Origin of the sequence: Planotetraspora sp. GP83, from assembly GCF_041262585.1 — a bacterium.
In the GTDB taxonomy this organism is placed as follows: domain Bacteria; phylum Actinomycetota; class Actinomycetes; order Streptosporangiales; family Streptosporangiaceae; genus JAOEGB01.
Window position 1 is genome coordinate 307,152 of sequence record NZ_JBGCBZ010000001.1, and the last position, 17,144, is coordinate 324,295.

The window sequence follows — 17,144 nt, forward strand, 5'->3', positions numbered from 1 at the left end:
TCATCAGCAGCCGGACCACAACATCGGGCCCTCGCATCAAGGTGATGCGAGGGCCCGATGTTCATTGACGTCACGCCGGTCACCACCGCGGTCACCCGGTCGGGCGGGCCCCGGTGAGGAGAGGAGGCGTCGCCCGCGTTCCCGGTCGCGCCGCCTTACTTGGCCGGGGCCAGGGCCTCCTCGTCGTAGACCGTGACCTCGGGCTCGCTCGAGGGAGCCTTGGGCGTACGGCGCAGCCGCTCCTTGGTCCGCTCCACCATCGTGTAGAGCGTCGGCACCAGCACCAGCGTGAGCAGCGTGGAGGAGATCAGCCCGCCGATCACGACGATCGCCAGCGGACGGGAGATGAACCCGCCCGAGCCCGTCACGCCGAGGGCCATCGGGGTCAGCGCGCAGATCGTCGCGATCGCGGTCATCAGGATGGGCCGCAGCCGCCGCCTGCCGCCCTCCATGACCGCCTCCACGATGCCCAGGCCCTGTGCGCGGTACTGGTTGATCAGGTCGATCAGGACGATCGCGTTGGTGACCACGATGCCGATCAGCATGAGCATGCCGATCAGCGCCGGGACGCCCAGCGCGGTGTCGGTCGCCAGCAGCAGCCCGATCGCGCCGGTCGCCGCGAACGGAATCGACACCAGCAGGATCAGCGGCTGCACCAGGCTGCGGAACGTCGCCACCATGATCATGAAGACGATCGCGATCGCCAGCAGCATCGCCATGCCGAGGTCGGAGAACGCCTTCTGCTGGTCGGAGCTCGCGCCGCCGATCTCGTACTTCACTCCCACCGGCAGCGACAGCGTCTTGAGCTTCTCGGTCACCTTGGCCGTGATCGCGCCCAGGTTGGAGGCGTCGGCCGCACCCGACACGGTCGCCGTCCGCTCGCCGTCTTTCCGGGTGACCTGCGTGGGGCCCCCGGCCTTGATCACCTTCGCGACATCGCTCAGCTCGATCAGGCCACCCGCCGTGGGGAGCTTGATCTTCTCGACCGCGGCCAGGTCGCCGGGCGCGTCACCACCCCGCAGGACGATGTCGCTCGACCGCCCGTCCAGGTCGAGCGAGCCGACAGGCGCGCCGCGGAACGCCTGCGCGACCATCTGGCCGATCCCGGCCTCGGTCAGCCCCTTCGCGGCGGCCTTCTCCCGGTCCACGTGGACCTCGACGCGCGGCGCGCTGTCCTCCAGGTTCGACGTCACGTCCCGCAGGCCGGCGATCCCGCTCATGGCGTCGCGGACGGTCATGGCGGCCGTCCGCAGTTCGGCCGTGCCGGAGCCCTGCAGGATGACCTGCAGCTGGTCGGAGTTGAACCCGCCCCCCTGCCCGCCGACGGTGATGTCGCCGACGCCCGGCAGGGCCTTCAACCGGTCCCGCAGGGTCTGCTCCACCACAGGAGTCTCCGCCCCCTCGGCGATCGAGACCGAGAACGACGCGCGGTCCGCCCCGCCGCCCAGGCCGCCGAGGAACCGGTTACCCCCGCCGACCGTGACCTGGTAGGACCTGACCTCCGGGAGCGAGGCCAGGACGGACTCCACCTTCTTGGCCGCCGCGTCCGTCGTCGCCAGGTCGGTCCCGACCGGCATCCGCTGGCTGACCTGCGTCGTGTCGTTACCGGAGGAGTCGAGGAAGTTCGTCCGCAGGTTCGGCGCGAGCGCCATCGTCCCCACGAAGATCAACAGGCCGATCAGCAAGGTGACCACCCGCCGCCGCGTCGCGAACCGCAGGACCGGCACATAAGCCCGCTGCAGCGGGCTGCGCAGTTCCTTGCGTTCCGCGTCCTCCCGTACGGCTTCCGCCTCCTGCGGCGTGAGCTTCGGAGCCTTGAGGAACCAGTACGCCAGGACGGGGACCACGGTCAGCGCGACCAGCAGCGACGCCAGCAGCGCGACCGTCACCGTGACCGCGAACGGGCCGAACAGCTGGCCGACCAGCCCGCCGACGAACGCGATCGGCAGGAACACCGCCACAGTGGTCAGCGTCGAGGCCGTCACCGCCCCCGACACCTCACGCACCGCCGCGATGATCGCCTGCCGTTTCGGCTCGCCGTACGTCAGGTGCCGCTTGATGTTCTCCAGCACCACGATGGAGTCGTCCACCACCCGGCCCACGGCGATGGTCAGAGCGCCCAGCGTCAGCAGGTTGAGCGAATAGTCACCCACCCACAGCGCGATCAGCGCGATCACCACCGACAGCGGGATCGACACCGCCGTCACGAGCGTCGACCGGACCGACAACAGGAACACCAGGATGATCAGGACGGCGAAGGCCAGGCCCAGCAGGCCCTCGGTGGTGAGGTCCTCGATCGAGCGTTCGACGTACGGCGCCTGGTCGAACACCACGGTGAGCTCCGAGGCGTCGCCCAGTTCGCGGGTCAGCCCCGGCAGCGCGGCGTTCACGTCGTGGGAGATCTGCACCGCGTTGCCGTCGGGCAACATGGTGATCGACACTCCCAGGCTCGGCCTGCCGTTCGTCCGCGTCAGCGTGGTGGCGGCGGCGTCCTGCACCTCGACGGTCGCCACGTCACCCAGCTTGACCGGCTTCGGCTTCGGCAGCGTCTTCACCGGCGCCTTAGCCGGAGTCTTGCCCGGGAAACCCGGGATGCCGGGTGTCCGCGACTGGCCGGCCGTGAAAGCGGTGGGCGCGGCGGGAGAGAGGTAGAGGTTCTTCAGGTCGTCGACGGTCTGGACGCGGTCGCCGGTCTGCACGGTGAGCGACTTGCCGTCTTCGGTGAGACTGCCCGCCGGGATCGCCACGCCGTTCGACCGCAGCAGGTCCGGAATGGCGGCGGCCGACAGACCGAGCAGCACGAGCTTGCCCTGGTCCGGCGTGATCACGACCTGCTTCTCCCGGGCGCCGCTCACGGTCACGTCGCGCACGCCCTCGATCGACCGCAGCTGCGGCGCCATGACCCGCTCAAGCTTGTCCAGCATGCCGTGCGGGTCGTCGCCGGCGCTCACCGCGATGACCATCACGGGGATGTCGTCGGTGCCGCCCGCGACCACCTGCGGGTCCACGTTCGCCGGGAGCTGCGGCTTTACCCGGCTCACGGCCTGCTGCATCTTGCTGACCATGCCGTCGATGTCGGTGCCGTAGTCGTAGGCCACCTGGATCTGGGCCACGCCCTCCCTCGAGGTCGAGGTGATGCCGGTGACCCCGGTGATGCCCTGGAAGGCGCTCTCGATCGGCTTGGTGACCTGCTCCTCGACGATCTCGGGGGACGCGCCCGGATAGCTCGCCACCGCGAACGCCGCGGGGAACTCCAGCGACGGGAACAACTGCTGCTTCAGCGAGGGGATCGCGAAGGCGCCGAACACGCCCAGCACAAGCGCAATCATGATGACGAGACTGCGGTTGGCGAGGCTGAGCCTGGCCAGGGAGGTCATTCGACGAGCTCCTTCACACGACACCGGCGAACGTTCGGCCACCATAACACTTCGCTTGGCACGAACATTTAGCTTTGCCCATTAAGTCCTGGTAACCTCTCGCGAGAGGTGAACGTGAGCGACTGTCGAGCAGGGCGGCCCAGCCGGACAGGCGACGAGCCGGTAGAACGGCCCACAACCGGGCCCGCGCAGCAGGAGCCCACCACACAGGGCCCCACACCGGAACCCGCACGGCAGCCCACGCAGGAATCCACACGGCAGTCCCCGCAGCACCCCTCACGAGGCCCAGGCCCCACGCTGGAGCCCACGCGAGGCCCGATCTCCGACCCCCCGCAGAGCTCCGGTGACGATCGGAGCACCGACAGACCGGAGATCATCGCCAGGCTCGCCGAACTGCAGCGGGGCCTCGGCCGCTTCTTCGCCCGCGACCGGTCCATGCCGATCATGGCCTCCAACCTCACCATGCAACAGCTCAAGGTCGTGGTCTTCCTGTCCTACCAGGGCTCCACCTCGGGTCAGGAACTGGCCCGCCACCTCGGCGTCGGCCTCGGCACCGTCACCGGCATCGTGGACCGGGTCGTCGCCCAAGGCCTGGCCACCCGCAGGGAGGACCCCAACGACCGGCGGATCCGCCGCGTCGAGCTCACCGAGGCCGGCCGCCGGCTCACCACCGAGATGCTCGACGCCGGAACCGCCGGATATCGCCGCCTCCTGCAACGCCTCGACACCGACACCCTGCGCACCATGGAAACCGTCATGGGCAAGATCCACGAGGCCATGCGCCAGATGGAGGCCGAAGACCACGCGGGCGACCACCAAGCTCCCTGACCCGGCGCCGCCCCAGACACGGCCTACGAGAGCCCGCCACGCGTAACTGCGCGAGACGCGGTGCGCGGACGACGCCCCAGGCGCGGCATCCACTCGGACTCCCATCACCACAAGCCCGTCTCCACAAGCCCGCGAAGGACCGCCGCGACCGGGCAGGAAGGACGCGTCCCTCAGGCCCGACAGGGCCTCACCCGATGCCTCGACATGGCGGCTGCTACCTTCCCCGGTTATGTCGTCATACATCGAGGCGCTGTTCTCGCTCGCGGGCCGCGTCGCCCTGGTCACCGGGGGCAGCTCCGGCATCGGGTACGGCATGGCCGAGGCGATCGGCCGCGCCGGGGCCGCGGTCGTCCTGGTCGCCCGCCGCGAGCCGGAACTGGCGAAAGCCGTACACCGCCTGGAAGAGCACGGCGTGCGCGCCGCCGCGATCAGCGCCGACCTCGGCGACCGTACGGCCGTCGCCCGCGTGTGCGCCGAAGCGGCCCGGTTCTTCGGCGACATCGACATCCTCGTCAACGACGCCGCCAACAACATCCGGCACCCCATGGCCGAGCTCACCCCCGACGACTACGAGCAGACCATCGCTGTCAACCTCACCGCCCCCTTCCTGCTCGGCCAGCACTTCGGGCCGCGCATGGCCGAGCGCGGCTGGGGCCGGATCATCAACATCGGCTCCCAGCAGTCGATCAGCGCGTTCGGCGACAGCGGCGTCTACGGAGCGGCCAAGGCGGCCATCTGCGGACTGTCCCGCTCGCAGGCCGAGGCCTGGTCGAAGGCCGGCGTCACCAGCAACACGATCATTCCGGGATTCGTGCTCACCCCGCTGACCGAGCCGGCCCAGGCCGTGGCAGGCCGCGTCGAGGCCCTCGCAGCCCGTTCCATGATCGGCCGAAACGGGATCCCCGCCGACTTCGCCGGCGCCGCGGTCTTCCTGGCCGGTGACGCCTCCGCGTATGTCACCGGTCAGGCCATCTGCGTCGACGGCGGTTTCAGCGTCCACTGACGGCACACCCAGACTCGCCCGACCGTGCCGACCGTGCCGACATCGCCAGCGGTCGGGCGCGGCAGGCGGCGGGTCATTTGCGGCGGATCACCCGGTGGCCGGTCCCCTCGTGCCACATTTCGACCACGAGGTGCTCCCCCGCCTCGTCGACGCGAGTGACCACGGCCTCGGTGACGTCGATTCTGAACAGGTGGAACTCCTGCCCGGGCGGGCCGCCGTAGCGGGCGTGGACCTCCGGGTCGGTGACCTCGACGGCTCTGCCCGCCAGCTTCGCGTCACCGCTCCATGCGCCGGGATCCGCCTCGTCCGGATCGTCCGACCCGCTGTGCAACGCCAGCCGCGGATCCCGGCGCAGGTCGAGCGCCTTGACCGCCCCCAGCATGGACCCCACCCAGACCTCGCCGTCCTTGAACTCCACCTCTGTCCCGCTGATCCTGGGCGAGCCGTCCTTGCGGAGCGTGGCCATCGTCTTGTGCTTGTGCTTCCCCATGATCGACCGGACCTTCGCGGCCAGCTCGGGGACCTCCTGCTCGATCTTCTGCCATGACGTCATGCCGACATCCTGCTGCCCTCCACCGACATTTCCCGGACCCGATGGGCCCTCACCGAGCCCCCCCGCTTGACTTAGAGCGCGCTCGAACTCGCAGACTGGTCCCCATGGACGAGGGCATGACGATCGCGCAGGTCGCGGAGCGCACCGGGCTGACCGCTCATACGCTCCGCTACTACGAGCGCACGGGCCTCCTGCTCGAACCGCCCCCGCGCGGCGGCAACGGCCACCGCCGCTACACCGACCGGGACGCCGACTGGATCCGCCTGCTCAGCCGCCTGCGCGGGACCGGCATGTCCATCGCGGGGCTGCGCCGATACGCCGACCTCGCCCGCCGCGGGGAGGACACCTACGCGGCCCGCAAGGAGTTGCTGGAAGCCCACCGGGCCGACGTCGTCGCCAAGATCGAGCAACTCCAGGACGACCTCGCCCACGTGGACTACAAGGTCGAAATCTACGACAAACTGATGGGGGAACGATGAAGCAGCACACGCTCGGCCAGGGCCTGCGCACTCCCGCGCTCGGCCTCGGATGCATGGGGATGAGCGAGTTCTACGGCCCCGGCGACGACGCCGAGTCGATCGCCACGATCCACCGGGCGCTCGACCTTGGGATCACTTTCCTGGACACCTCGGATGTCTATGGCCCTTTCACCAACGAACAACTGGTCGGCAAGGCGATCACCAGCCGCCGTGACGAGGTCGTGCTGGCCACCAAGTTCGGTATCGAGCGGCGGCCCGACGGCACCCGCGTCGGTGTCAACGGCCGCCCCGAATATGTGCGGCGGGCCTGCGACGCCTCCCTCGCCCGCCTCGGAGTCGACCACATCGACCTCTACTACCAGCACCGTGTCGACCCGGCCGTCCCTGTTGAGGACACCTGGGGAGCGCTGAAGGAGCTCGTCGAGGCCGGCAAGGTCCGCCATCTCGGGATCTCCGAGGCCGCCCCCGAGACGGTACGGCGGGCGCACGCCGTACACCCGATCACCGCGGGACAGTACGAGTACTCCGTTTTCACCCGTGATCTCGAGGAGGCGCTGCTGCCCACGCTCCGGGAGCTCGGCATCGGCGTGGTCGCCTACAGCCCCCTGGGACGCGGCATCCTGACCGGCGCCTACAACAACCCCGATGATCTCGCCGGCAACGACTTCCGGCGCCACAACCCGCGCTGGCAGGGCGACAACTTCGCCACCAACCAGGCGCTCGCCGCCAAGGTCGGCGAGGTCGCCGCGAACGCCGGCGCCACGCCGGCCCAGGTGGCGCTCGCCTGGGTGATCGCCCAGGGCGACGATGTCGTGCCGATCCCGGGCACCAAGCGCGTCAGCCGACTGGAGGAGAACGCGGCGGCCACGGAGATCCAGCTCGGCTCCGGCGACCTCGACGTGCTGAACTCGCTCGCATCCGGCGTGTCCGGCCAGCGGTACGACGAGACGGGCATGGCCAGCCTCAACCGCTGACACCCGATCCAAGGTCCGGTACGGCCCCGCCCGGCCGGCGAGCTCACTCAGGCCGTGCAGATGAGCACTCCGCCCTGACCGGGGCGAGGACGGGCAGGGCCGCGCCGAAGAGCGCTGAGCTTGGCGCCGATTTCATCGACCGGTGGCTTCGCTGTTTGATTTTTGGCGTAGGTGAATTATTCCTTCACCTACGCCCGACCTTTACATAGTAAACTAAGGCCGGTTGGTCGCCCTAACAACGGACACGTAGCGGCGGCTGCCTCGATGAGGGTGCGGCCTTGCTCGGTGATGACCACAACGGCCCCTCGCTGGGGCCGGGTGTTCCTGCTGGCTAGTGGCGTCGGCGGGGTGGAGCGAGGTGCTCGGTAACGGCGGCGATAAGTCAATCGTCCACTGTCCTGATCGCGGGTCATGCGCCGGAAGCGTCGCCTTCTGACTCATATGCGTTGGCGTCGCAGTCCTCGAGCGGGCTAGCGTTACTTCCTCATGCGCAGGAGGACGTGCCCCTGCCTGCGCCTGTGAGTCAATAGATTGGAGATGCGGGATGACTGTTCAGCTCGTCGCGCTCTGCTTCGATGCGAACGACCCACTCCGTCTCGCGCGCTTCTGGGCCGGAGTCCTGGGCTGGGAGATGGCCAACGACCCCCACGATGGCATCACGCTCCTGCCGAGCGATGACACCGGGTTCCGGATCCGATGTCTTCCAACCCAGGAGAAGAAGACCGGCCCGAACCGGATGCACTTCGATCTGACGAGCACGTCCCTCGAGGACCAGCAGCAGACGGTGGCCAGGTCGCTCGAACTCGGTGCGCGGCACATCGACGTCGGGCAACTACCGGAGGAGGGTCATGTGGTGCTCGCCGACCCCGAAGGCAACGAGTTCTGCGTCATCGAGCCGGACAACAAATTCCTCGCTGACTGCGGATTCATCGGAGCGCTCGCGTGCGACGGTTCGCAGGCGGTCGGGTACTTCTGGAGCGAAGCGCTGGGCTGGCCGTTGGTCTGGGACCAGGACCAAGAGACCGCCATCCGCTCGCCGCACGGCGGCCCGAAGATCACGTGGGGCGGTCCGCCAGTCCTGCCGAAGACAGGGAAGAACAGGCTGCACTTCGACCTCGCTCCACCTGCGCACGGTGATCAGCAAGCGGAGGTCGACCGTCTCGTCTCCCTCGGAGCGACTCGAATCGACATCGGCCAGCGCGGCGTCAGTCAGGTGGTGATGGCCGATCCCGATGGCAATGAGTTCTGTGTGTTGACCCCCCGATAGCGTGACCAGACCCGGGGGCGGCGCGCCTCCAATCCACCACGCGGCACGATCTGATGCCGCCGGCCTGCCCGGGGCCCGCTCCTCCGACATCACCCGCAGGTACGTCGCGGCGTACTTCGACCTGCACCTGCGCAAGCAGGCGCCAGCCCTGCTGGACAAGCCGTCGACTCGCTCTCCCGAGGTCAAGCACTGCCCGGTCGAGACGAAGACCTGCCAGTAGGCGATCGCCGGTACCGACTTCCCGGTGCGGCCGACGCCTGGGTCGGCCAGGCCGCCACCCGAGACCGATCACCTCCAGCCAGCCCTCGCAGATCCCCAGCTGGGAAGCCTATTCAGCCATACCCGCTCGCTTTTCGGCCAGTCCTACGGCGACCCCGTCTGAGCCGCCGATGCCGTACATGCCGGAAAGCTCCGACACGGTCTGCACCATGAGATCGCGTAGCTCGGGTGGCTCCAGGACCTCGACGGAGGCCCCGAGGCGGAGGAACTGCCACCGGGCGTGCCGGATCGACTCGACGGGGAGCGTCACGCGGGTCCAGCCGTCGCCCTCGGCGACACCGTCGGCCAGGGCCTTGTCGACGACGTCGTTGCCGATCGTGTACCGCAGGAGGTCCTCGATCCCCGGCGCGAGCCGTACGACGGCGTGGGCGGTGAACATGCGCGAGGCGAAGTCGGCGGCGAAGTCCCGCCAGAAGGCGGCCAGGTCGAAATCCGGCGGCCGCTCGAATCGCTCGTCCAGGACATCGACCCCGATGATCCGGCTGACTCGATAAGTCCGGACACTCCCCGAGCAGGCGGCCGCCAGATACCACGACCCGCCCTTCAGGACGAGACCGTAGGGGTGGACCAGGCGCTCGACCTCGGCGGGCCCCCATCGGCGGTAGCGGAGCCGGACCACGCGGTCCTCCCAGACGGCCTCCGCGACCCGCATCAGGAACGGCGCGTCGTCGCTGCCCCGGTACCAGCCGGGCACGTCGAGGTGGAACCGCTCCCGCATCCTGGCGGCATGGGACCGCGGCTCCGGCGGCAGCGCGGCGAGGAGCTTCAGCTCGGCCGCCGCCGCGACGTCCGCCAGCCCCAGCTCCGCGGCCGGACCGGGAAGACCGGCCAGGAACAGGGACGACGCCTCCTCGGGGGTCAGCCCGTTCAGCCGGGTGCGATACCCGTCGAGCAGCCGATATCCCCCGAGCGGCCCCCTGTCGGCGTAGACCGGCACGCCGGCCGCAGAAAGAGCCTCCACGTCGCGGTAGACCGTACGGACCGACACCTCAAGCTCGGCGGCCAGCTCGGAGGCGTTCATGCCGCCGCGGGTTTGTAACAGCAGCAGGAGGGACAGCAATCGGCTCGCGCGCATGCACCCAGTCTGCCACCTTTACAACGTAGATTTATTTGCTCTACGAACATGCGGCATGTTCAATTGCACACATGGAGAGTGCCGATCGCATACGCGCCATCATGGGCGCGCTGCGCACGTCCGACAGCGTCTCGGTGACCGAGCTGGCCGCCCTCTATCAGGTCTCCGAGATGACCATCCGGCGGGACCTGGACGAGCTGGCCCAGCAGGGCGTGGTCAGGCGCGTCCGCGGAGGTGCCCTCAGCCTGCTCCTGCGCGGTGAGGAACCGCCCTTCGGAGTGCGGGAACGAGAGGCGATCGACGCCAAGCGGCGGATCGCGGCCGAGGTCGCGGGGCTGCTCGCCGAAGGCGAGGCCGTGCTGCTCGACGGCGGCACCACCGTGCTGGAGGTCGCGCGGGCGATCCGCGAGCGCCGCCTGACCGTGCTGCCGCTGGCGCTCCAGGCCGCTCAGGAACTCGCCACCGCGCCCCGCGTCCGCCTCGTCCTGCCGGGAGGCGAGGTGAGGCACGGCGAGATGAACTTCGTCGGCCCGCTCACCGAGACCTCCATCAAGGCCCTGCGGTTCGACACCGCGGTGATCGGCTGCTGCGGCCTGTCGGCGGAGCACGGCCTGACCGCCCACGACCTGCCCGAAGTGGCCATCAAGCAGGCCGCGATCACGTCCGCCCGCCGCGTCGTGGTGGCCTGCGACTCGGGCAAGTTCACCCGCACCGCCTTCGGCGCCGTCTGCCCGCTCGACAGGCTCGACGTGGTGGTGACCGACGACGGCATCCCCCAGGACCAGCACGACGCCCTGGCCGCCGCCGGAGTGACCGTCCGCACCACCACCCCCGCGCCGTGATCATGCATGGATTCCCGCGCGCGGCTCCCACCTGGCCCGACTCCGTCCTGATCATGCACAGGTTCCCGAACGGCGCCTCCCACCCGCCAACACTCTTCACGTGATCATGCGATGTGTAATTGGAGCATCACGACATGGCACTCCTCGCCCCCGCCCGGCCGTCCCCGCTCCGCGCCCGCGTGGCCGTCTACGGCCTGTTCCTGCTCGCCGGGATGGCCATCGGCACCTGGACGGCCCGCATCCCCGCCATCAAGAGCGGCCTCCATCTGAGTGACGGCCAGTTGAGCCTCGGGCTCATCGGCATCGCGGCGGGAGCGATCACCGGTATGCAGGTCGTCGGCCGTCTCGTCGACAGGTACGGCAGCGACCGGGTGATGATCCCGATGGCCCTCGCCCAGGGCGTCGTCCTGGTCATCCCCGCCTACGTGCCCGGCCTGGTCACGCTGGCGCTGGCCCTGTTCCTGTTCGGCGCGGTCCACGGCACGCTCGACGTCGCGATGAACGCCAACGCCGTCGTCGTCGAACGCGCGTACGGCAAGCCGATCATGTCCTCGTTCCACGCGGTGTTCAGCATCGGCGGGTTCGCCGGGGCGGCGGCCGGCGGCCTGTTCGCCCACGCGGGCGTGAGCCCCGGCGTCACCTTCGCGGTCGTCGGAGCCGTCGTCCTCACCATCGCCCTGCTGTCATCGCGCTGGGCCATACGAGACGATCCCCGCCGCCACACACCGCCGCCCACTGACACAGCCACCTCGCCCACGCCCACCACAGCCCCTGCCACGACGACCGCCGCGACGTCCGCCGGCCCCACGGCCGCCGAGGCCTCGCCCACACCGGCCGGCCCGGCGGCGCGCTCGCTGGGCCCCGCGACGGTACGGCGCCGCCGGACGGCGGGCGACGCCCTGTTCCTCGGCGTGCTGGCGTTCTGCTGCCTCGTCGGCGAGGGAGCCTCCGCCGACTGGAGCTCTGTCTACCTGCGGGACGACCTCGGGTCCTCCCCCGGCTTCGCGGCCGCCGGATACGCGGCGTTCTCGATCATGATGACGGCGGGACGCTTCGCCGGCGACCGGCTCGCCGCCCGCCTCGGGCCCGTGACGCTCGTCCGGTGCTGCGGCACGCTGGCCGCCGCCGGGCTGATGATCGCCCTGCTGATCGGCCGGCCGGTGGCGGGTGTGATCGGCTTCGGCCTCTTCGGCGCGGGGCTGTCGTGCATCATCCCGCAGGTCTTCTCGGCCGCGGGACATCGCGATCCGGCCCAGGCGGGGCGCGCTCTGGCCACCGTGGCGAGCCTCGGCTACACCGGCTTCCTGGCGGGGCCGGTGCTCATCGGAGGGATCGCGGAGCTGCTCACCCTTCCCTACGCGCTGCTCGTCCCGGCCGTCCTGGCGCTGTTCGTCGCCCTCGCGGCTCCGGCCGTACGGTCACCTCGGGCGGAGGCCGCGGGCCAGGCTTCCGCCGCGACTCCCCCGTCTCGCGCCCACGCGTGAGACCCCACCCGACCGTCAGGCCACCTTGATGTCAGGGTGGCCTGACGAAATACTGGGAGCATGTCCACACCTGATGATCTTGAGCGTCAGTTCACGCTGCTGACCGCGGCCGCGCGCTACGACGAGCTACGCACCCGCGAAGCCCTGGCGTCACCGGCCGACGAAGACGAGCCCGAACCGAACGATGCGGAGCCCCTGACGCGGCAGGAGGCGCTGGAACTCCTCGCGCTGGGTGAGGTGATCGCGCGGAAGTCGGGCTACGGACGCCAGCTCACCGTTCGATCCGCCCGGCGGGCCGGCGCCTCGTGGTCACAGATCGGCGCCGCCCTGGGAACCTCCAAGCAGGCGGCCTGGGAGTCGCACAACCGGTGGATCGACGAGCAGGCCAAGCAGCAGGAGGGCGTGGGCCACCTGGGGTGGGACGGCGACGAGCTGGTAGCCGCGCGCGCTCTCGCCGGCGCACCCGAAGACGAGGATTGAGCCGGCACAACCGAAACTCGCCGCCTGCCGGGTGCCCGTCATTCGTCCGCGAAGTCTCCCCCGAGGCTGTCGGTCCGGGGAGGAACCGCGAGGGGCAGGCGGAAGACGAATCGCGCGCCGCCGAGGTGAGCGTCCTCCACGTGGATGGACCCGGAGTGCGCGCGTGCGACGTCCATGACGAGCGCCAAGCCGAGGCCGGTGCCCTTCCCGTCGCGGCGGCGGCCCTCCTCCAGGCGAGTGAAACGCTCGAAGACCCGCTCCCGGTCCCGCTCCGGGATGCCGTTCCCGTCGTCGGACACGAGCAGCTCCGCGAAGCCGTCCCGGCCGCGAATGATCTCGACCTCCACGGCGCTCCCGGCGTGCCGCTGGGCGTTGTCGAGCAGGTTGGTGAGCACGCGGCACAGGTGCTCCCGCACGCCGCAGACCACCACTCCGGAGACGAGCCTGACGCTGACCGGCAGCCGGTCCACGCGCCCGCTGACCACCTCCTTGACCACCTCGGCCAGGTCGAACAGCTCGGGATCGGCGTCCTGGCCCGATCGGGTCCTGGCGAGCACCAGCATGTCGGCGATGATCGCCTCCACGCGGTCGAGGTTGCCGAGCACCCGGCTGAGCAGTAGGTCGTAATCCGTGTGGTCGGGATGGAGCCGCGCCTCCTCGACCTCAAGGCGCAGCCCGGCGAGCGGGGTGCGGAGCTCGTGGCAGACGTCCGAGGAGAACTGGCGTTCACGCTCACACTGGTCCAGGGTCTTGTTCACACTGTGGGTGAGCTGGACGATCTCATCCTGTCCGGGGGGTAAAGACACGTGATCGTGCCGGTCGCTGTCGTTGATCTCCGAGAGCTGCGTGTAGATCCCCTTAACGAGCCGGCGGGTCCGCCTGGTCACCTTCCACACGAGCGCCGCCAGCACGATGACGGCGATCCCCTCCACCACGCACACGTGGACGGGAACCGTCAGCTGGAGAGTCTCGGTCTCCGGCGACAATTCCCCATGAGGCAGGGGCAGACCCGTGACGGCCAACGACGAAAGAGCGGCCCACCGGTCCGTGAACCGGCGCCGTCCCCCGCGCTTCCCGGCGTGCTTAAGCGCCGTCCCCAAAGATCTGTTCGGCACCTGCATGGCACGCGATCCCCCATCTCGCACCATATGTCATTTTGGGACCTAAGTCCCGATTCAGCGCATCACGCCATATTACTGGTGTTTATGCTCGTTTGACCGGTTCGTCAATCTTCACAGGCGAGGGGCGAGTTCCTGGTAGCCGAGCTTCAGAACGAGAGCGGTCACCACGCAGAGCAGGACGACCCGCACGAACCCGGCGCCGCGCTTCAACGCCATGCGGGCGCCGATCTGGGCCCCCGCGATGTTGCAGGCCGCCATGCCGAGCCCGAGCGCCCACAGCACGTGGCCCTGGAGACCGAAGACGATCAGGGCACCGAGGTTGGTGCCCGTGTTGATGACCTTCGCGGTGGCGGAGGCGTGCACGAAGTCCATGCCGAGGATCGAGGTGAACGCGATGAGGAGGAACGTACCGGTCCCCGGCCCCAGGATGCCGTCGTAGAAGGCGATCGCCATCCCGGCGACCGCGACGGCGGCCACGACCCGGCCCCGCGTCCGCAGATGCGGGTGCGGCAGCCGCCCGAACGCCGGCCGCAGCGTCACGAACGCCGCCACCCCGAGCAGCACGACAATGACCAGCGGCTTGAGCACCGCCGCGTCCAGCAGGGCCGCGGACGCGGCGCCGAGCCCCGCGAAGGCCACGGCCAGCAGCCCGGACGGCACGGCCACCGCCCGGTCGAACTTCGTCCTGCGGGCGTAGGTCACCGCGGCGGAAGCCGTACCGAAGATCGCGGCGGACTTGTTGGTGGCCAGCGCCTGAACGGGCGAAAGGCCGGCCAGGATCAGCGCCGGAAGCTGCAGCAGCCCTCCCCCGCCGACGACGGCGTCCACCCAGCCCGCGGCGAGCGCCGCCAGAAGCAGGAGCACGATCTGCCCGGCCTGCATGCGGCGCGGCCCCCCTTTTGGTCGAGTCCAGGTCGCGACCCCAGATCCTTTTGACCATGCCGAGACTAGCCGCCGCCTATGGCGCGTCAGAGTCTGGCCGGAATCACCTGCCGCGGGGTCGATCCCATCTTGGCGGTCTCCTCCACGACCTCGCGGCAGTCGGCGGCCGCCAGGGCCTCCATCTGCGAGGCGTGGTCTTGGGGGTGGGTGGAGATGCTTCGCTCCTGCGGCCGTCGTCGTGGTTATGCAGGAAGGTGTCCTGGTACTTACTTCTTCGGCGGGTTCTCACGTCCCCGGGCAGACAGCCAGCCAACGCCTTGCGGTGACTTCCACCAGTCACCCGGCACCGCGACGATGACGGCATGAGCGAGGGACACACGCTTAGGCTCTGCTGGACGCGATGCCGATGAGCCAGGAACCGAAAGAGCACCCGCTGCTGCAGCTGTTGGGCGCCTACGACCGCCTCCGGGAGCAGATCGAGGACCGCTACGGTCTGGACGACACCCGCGGCCGCGTGCTGCTGATCGGGGTGGTGGCCGTCGTGGTCGTGTCCGCCGTGACGGTCGTGGCCATGGTGCTGTGGCTGGCGCTCACGCTGATCGGGGCGGTGTTCCAGACCGCCGCCCACGGCGTGGACGCGGTGGCCGGCTCTCAGGTCATGGCGGTCATCAGCCGTCCGGTGCGCGCCTACCTGACCGCGCACGCGGCCGGGCTGCCCGCCTCCCCGCAAGCGCTGTGGCAGGTCTGGGCGTTGAGCGGGCCGTGCCTTTGGCTGCTCGGGCTGTTCCGCGGCTGGGGTGCGCGCCTGGCCTGGACGTTGTACGGGGCGGCCACCGCGGGCATGGTCTACGCCGCCAGCCCGCCCACCGGGCAGGCCCTGGCCGGCGGGCTGACCGTGCTGGCGTGGGCGGCGCTGTCGCTGCCGGTGTTCGCCGGCGTCGGCCGACGCCCCCGCACGGTGATCCACGTATCCGCCCCGCCCGCAACTAGTGAGACCGCAGTCGCGCTGATACACACTCAGGTGACCGAGTTGCAAAGCCGCCTGGACAGGGTGGAGCGGGCCAGTGATGAGCTGGCCGCCCGGCGCCCCTCGATCACGGTCGACGACTGAAGGCCCCGGCCTCCGGCTTTCCAGCCGAGCGGGGCGGCAACTCACGACGAGGTTCTCACAGTCGCACCGCGCGCCTACCGCTAATTCCCGTTCTGATACTCCCCAGGGGCCACTACGGCCTAAGAGGCAGCGCAGAGTAGTGGTCTTGTGGGCACCGTCATGACCGACTCGACGTTATCGCCGAGCAGCCCGGCAGCGACTTTCCCGTGCTCGACAATGACCAGGCCGCGCCGGTCGGGATCATCGCGGATGAAGGGAGCGGACATGGCGGCGGAGATCGACTGGGACATGCTGGCGGCCCGGATGCTGCGAGCCATGCGGCCGGACGTGCAGGCCGCGTTCCTGGACAGCCCCGAGTTGGAAGGAGCTCGCCCCGGAGCTCAAGGACAAGCTGTATGAGGCCGACGCCCGGTGCGAGGAGATCGACTGCGGATGCGGCAAACGAGGTGAACCGCAGGACCACAGACGAGGGGCGCGTGCCGTACGGCACGCGCTGAGATGATCTTGGGGTCTAGCTGCGAATCTCCGCGTTCGGGTGGGGCTGGGCCTGGAGGCGTGCGTGGAGTGCGATCTCCTCGGGGGTGAGCGGGTGCCTCGGGTCGGGTAGGTGCGATCATGACCGGAATGCACGCTCGTTTCCTTGGTATCGCTGATCTGGTCGAAGCCCCGTCCGTGGCGGTCGTAGTCGACGTCATGCGTGGTTTCACCGTGGCTGCCTGGGCCTTTGCCCAGGGGGCGGAAAAGATCGTTCTTGCTGAGTCGCTGGACAAAGCCCTGACGCTCAAGGCTCGCCACCCGGATTGGGTGGCGCTCAAAGACGGTCCGCCCGCGCCCGGGTTCGACACCGTCAACTCGCCGGGCCTGCTGCGGTCTATCGACCTTGGCGGACGGACCGTTGTGCAGAAAACCACGGCAGGGACAGTCGGCGCCCTTGCGGCCAAGGAGGCGCCGCTGGTGCTGTGCGCCAGCTTCGTGGTGGCGGAGGCAACGGCTCGGCTCTTGCGGACGCGCAAAAGTGACAGTGTCAACAGGGCATGCACCGTCGTCTTTTGAGAGGCCACACCGCCCCCTTGGTCAGCATGACAATGGTGCCATATGACGGCCTTCCCGCCTTTATATGCATTTCTTCCAGAGATGACCGAAATTTCTCTCGCGCGGTCTCGGGAGCGGAGCCGCTCATGAGCTTTGACTCACCGCCAACATCCTCGCCACTTAGATGTCTGCAATTGTCTCGCGGCCCTGACGCACCTTCGACGGATCGACCGGCTCCCCGGCCGTTCCGGAACAAGACGGACCGCGTACGGGCATAGGCCAGATCGGTCCGAATCGTTCCGGAAGTCGGGCCTACCAGTCAGAACGATTCGGAACGGTGAGGAACGTGTGGAGTCT

At 69.4% G+C, this 17,144-nt stretch carries 17 protein-coding genes; 12 read left to right on the forward strand and 5 right to left on the reverse strand.

The genetic code is table 11. The features are described 5' to 3' along the window. Positions 1-155 precede the first annotated feature (155 nt). Complete coding sequence (locus ABH927_RS01515) at positions 156-3,377, reverse strand: efflux RND transporter permease subunit (RefSeq protein WP_370017583.1); 3,222 nt, start codon at positions 3,375-3,377, stop codon at positions 156-158. Between the two features lie 114 nt (positions 3,378-3,491). Here ABH927_RS01515 and ABH927_RS01520 point away from each other — a divergent pair, with 114 nt between their 5' ends. Then, positions 3,492-4,205, forward strand: coding sequence for a MarR family transcriptional regulator (locus ABH927_RS01520; RefSeq protein ID WP_370017584.1), 714 nt, complete (start codon positions 3,492-3,494; stop codon positions 4,203-4,205). A gap of 229 nt (positions 4,206-4,434) precedes the next feature. Then, the gene (locus tag ABH927_RS01525) at positions 4,435-5,208 is read left to right on the forward strand and encodes an SDR family NAD(P)-dependent oxidoreductase (protein ID WP_370017585.1); all 774 of its coding nucleotides are present in this window, start codon (positions 4,435-4,437) and stop codon (positions 5,206-5,208) included. A 73-nt stretch (positions 5,209-5,281) separates the two neighbouring features. On the opposite strand, the gene ABH927_RS01530 is transcribed toward ABH927_RS01525, so the two are convergent. Beyond that, a complete protein-coding gene (locus ABH927_RS01530) occupies positions 5,282-5,761 on the reverse strand; it encodes a pyridoxamine 5'-phosphate oxidase family protein (RefSeq protein ID WP_370017586.1) in 480 nt (159 codons plus the stop codon). Positions 5,762-5,865: 104 nt separating this feature from the next. Between ABH927_RS01530 and ABH927_RS01535 the strand changes: the two genes are divergently transcribed. The 4 genes from ABH927_RS01535 (at position 5,866) to ABH927_RS01550 (ending at position 8,701) form a co-directional block, all read left to right on the forward strand. After that, entirely contained in the window at positions 5,866-6,240 is a 375-nt protein-coding gene (locus ABH927_RS01535) for a MerR family transcriptional regulator (RefSeq protein WP_370017587.1), read from the forward strand. Further along, a complete protein-coding gene (locus tag ABH927_RS01540; protein WP_370017588.1) occupies positions 6,237-7,214 on the forward strand; it encodes an aldo/keto reductase in 978 nt (325 codons plus the stop codon). The genes ABH927_RS01535 and ABH927_RS01540 overlap by 4 nt, the downstream gene beginning before the upstream one ends. 544 nt (positions 7,215-7,758) lie before the next feature. Further along, positions 7,759-8,481, forward strand: coding sequence for a VOC family protein (locus ABH927_RS01545; protein WP_370017589.1), 723 nt, complete (start codon positions 7,759-7,761; stop codon positions 8,479-8,481). A gap of 1 nt (position 8,482) precedes the next feature. After that, complete coding sequence (locus ABH927_RS01550) at positions 8,483-8,701, forward strand: hypothetical protein (RefSeq protein WP_370017590.1); 219 nt, start codon at positions 8,483-8,485, stop codon at positions 8,699-8,701. A gap of 108 nt (positions 8,702-8,809) precedes the next feature. On the opposite strand, the gene ABH927_RS01555 is transcribed toward ABH927_RS01550, so the two are convergent. After that, positions 8,810-9,835, reverse strand: coding sequence for a helix-turn-helix transcriptional regulator (locus ABH927_RS01555; RefSeq protein WP_370017591.1), 1,026 nt, complete (start codon positions 9,833-9,835; stop codon positions 8,810-8,812). Positions 9,836-9,906: 71 nt separating this feature from the next. On the opposite strand from ABH927_RS01555, the gene ABH927_RS01560 reads away from it, so the two are divergent. The 3 genes from ABH927_RS01560 to ABH927_RS01570 all read left to right on the forward strand — a co-directional run bounded on the left by ABH927_RS01560 (position 9,907) and on the right by ABH927_RS01570 (position 12,641). Then, positions 9,907-10,677, forward strand: coding sequence for a DeoR/GlpR family DNA-binding transcription regulator (locus ABH927_RS01560; protein WP_370017592.1), 771 nt, complete (start codon positions 9,907-9,909; stop codon positions 10,675-10,677). 134 nt (positions 10,678-10,811) lie between these two features. Then, positions 10,812-12,161: an MFS transporter gene (locus ABH927_RS01565; protein ID WP_370017593.1), complete on the forward strand. Its 1,350-nt coding sequence runs from the start codon at positions 10,812-10,814 to the stop codon at positions 12,159-12,161. Positions 12,162-12,221: 60 nt separating this feature from the next. Then, a complete protein-coding gene (locus ABH927_RS01570; RefSeq protein WP_370017594.1) occupies positions 12,222-12,641 on the forward strand; it encodes a hypothetical protein in 420 nt (139 codons plus the stop codon). Positions 12,642-12,679: 38 nt separating this feature from the next. On the opposite strand, the gene ABH927_RS01575 is transcribed toward ABH927_RS01570, so the two are convergent. Both ABH927_RS01575 and ABH927_RS01580 read right to left on the reverse strand, forming a co-directional pair. Beyond that, the gene (locus ABH927_RS01575) at positions 12,680-13,627 is read right to left on the reverse strand and encodes a sensor histidine kinase (protein ID WP_370017595.1); all 948 of its coding nucleotides are present in this window, start codon (positions 13,625-13,627) and stop codon (positions 12,680-12,682) included. Positions 13,628-13,873: 246 nt separating this feature from the next. Further along, on the reverse strand, positions 13,874-14,644 hold the full coding sequence (locus ABH927_RS01580; protein ID WP_370017596.1) for a sulfite exporter TauE/SafE family protein: 771 nt from the start codon (positions 14,642-14,644) through the stop codon (positions 13,874-13,876). 400 nt (positions 14,645-15,044) lie between these two features. On the opposite strand from ABH927_RS01580, the gene ABH927_RS01585 reads away from it, so the two are divergent. From ABH927_RS01585 to ABH927_RS01595, 3 genes are all read left to right on the forward strand, one after another. Next, the gene (locus tag ABH927_RS01585) at positions 15,045-15,755 is read left to right on the forward strand and encodes a hypothetical protein (protein WP_370017597.1); all 711 of its coding nucleotides are present in this window, start codon (positions 15,045-15,047) and stop codon (positions 15,753-15,755) included. A gap of 264 nt (positions 15,756-16,019) precedes the next feature. Further along, positions 16,020-16,154, forward strand: a complete 135-nt coding sequence (locus ABH927_RS01590) for a hypothetical protein (RefSeq protein WP_370017598.1) — start codon at positions 16,020-16,022, stop codon at positions 16,152-16,154. Positions 16,155-16,370: 216 nt separating this feature from the next. Beyond that, complete coding sequence (locus ABH927_RS01595) at positions 16,371-16,808, forward strand: 2-phosphosulfolactate phosphatase (protein WP_370017599.1); 438 nt, start codon at positions 16,371-16,373, stop codon at positions 16,806-16,808. Positions 16,809-17,144: the final 336 nt, after the last annotated feature.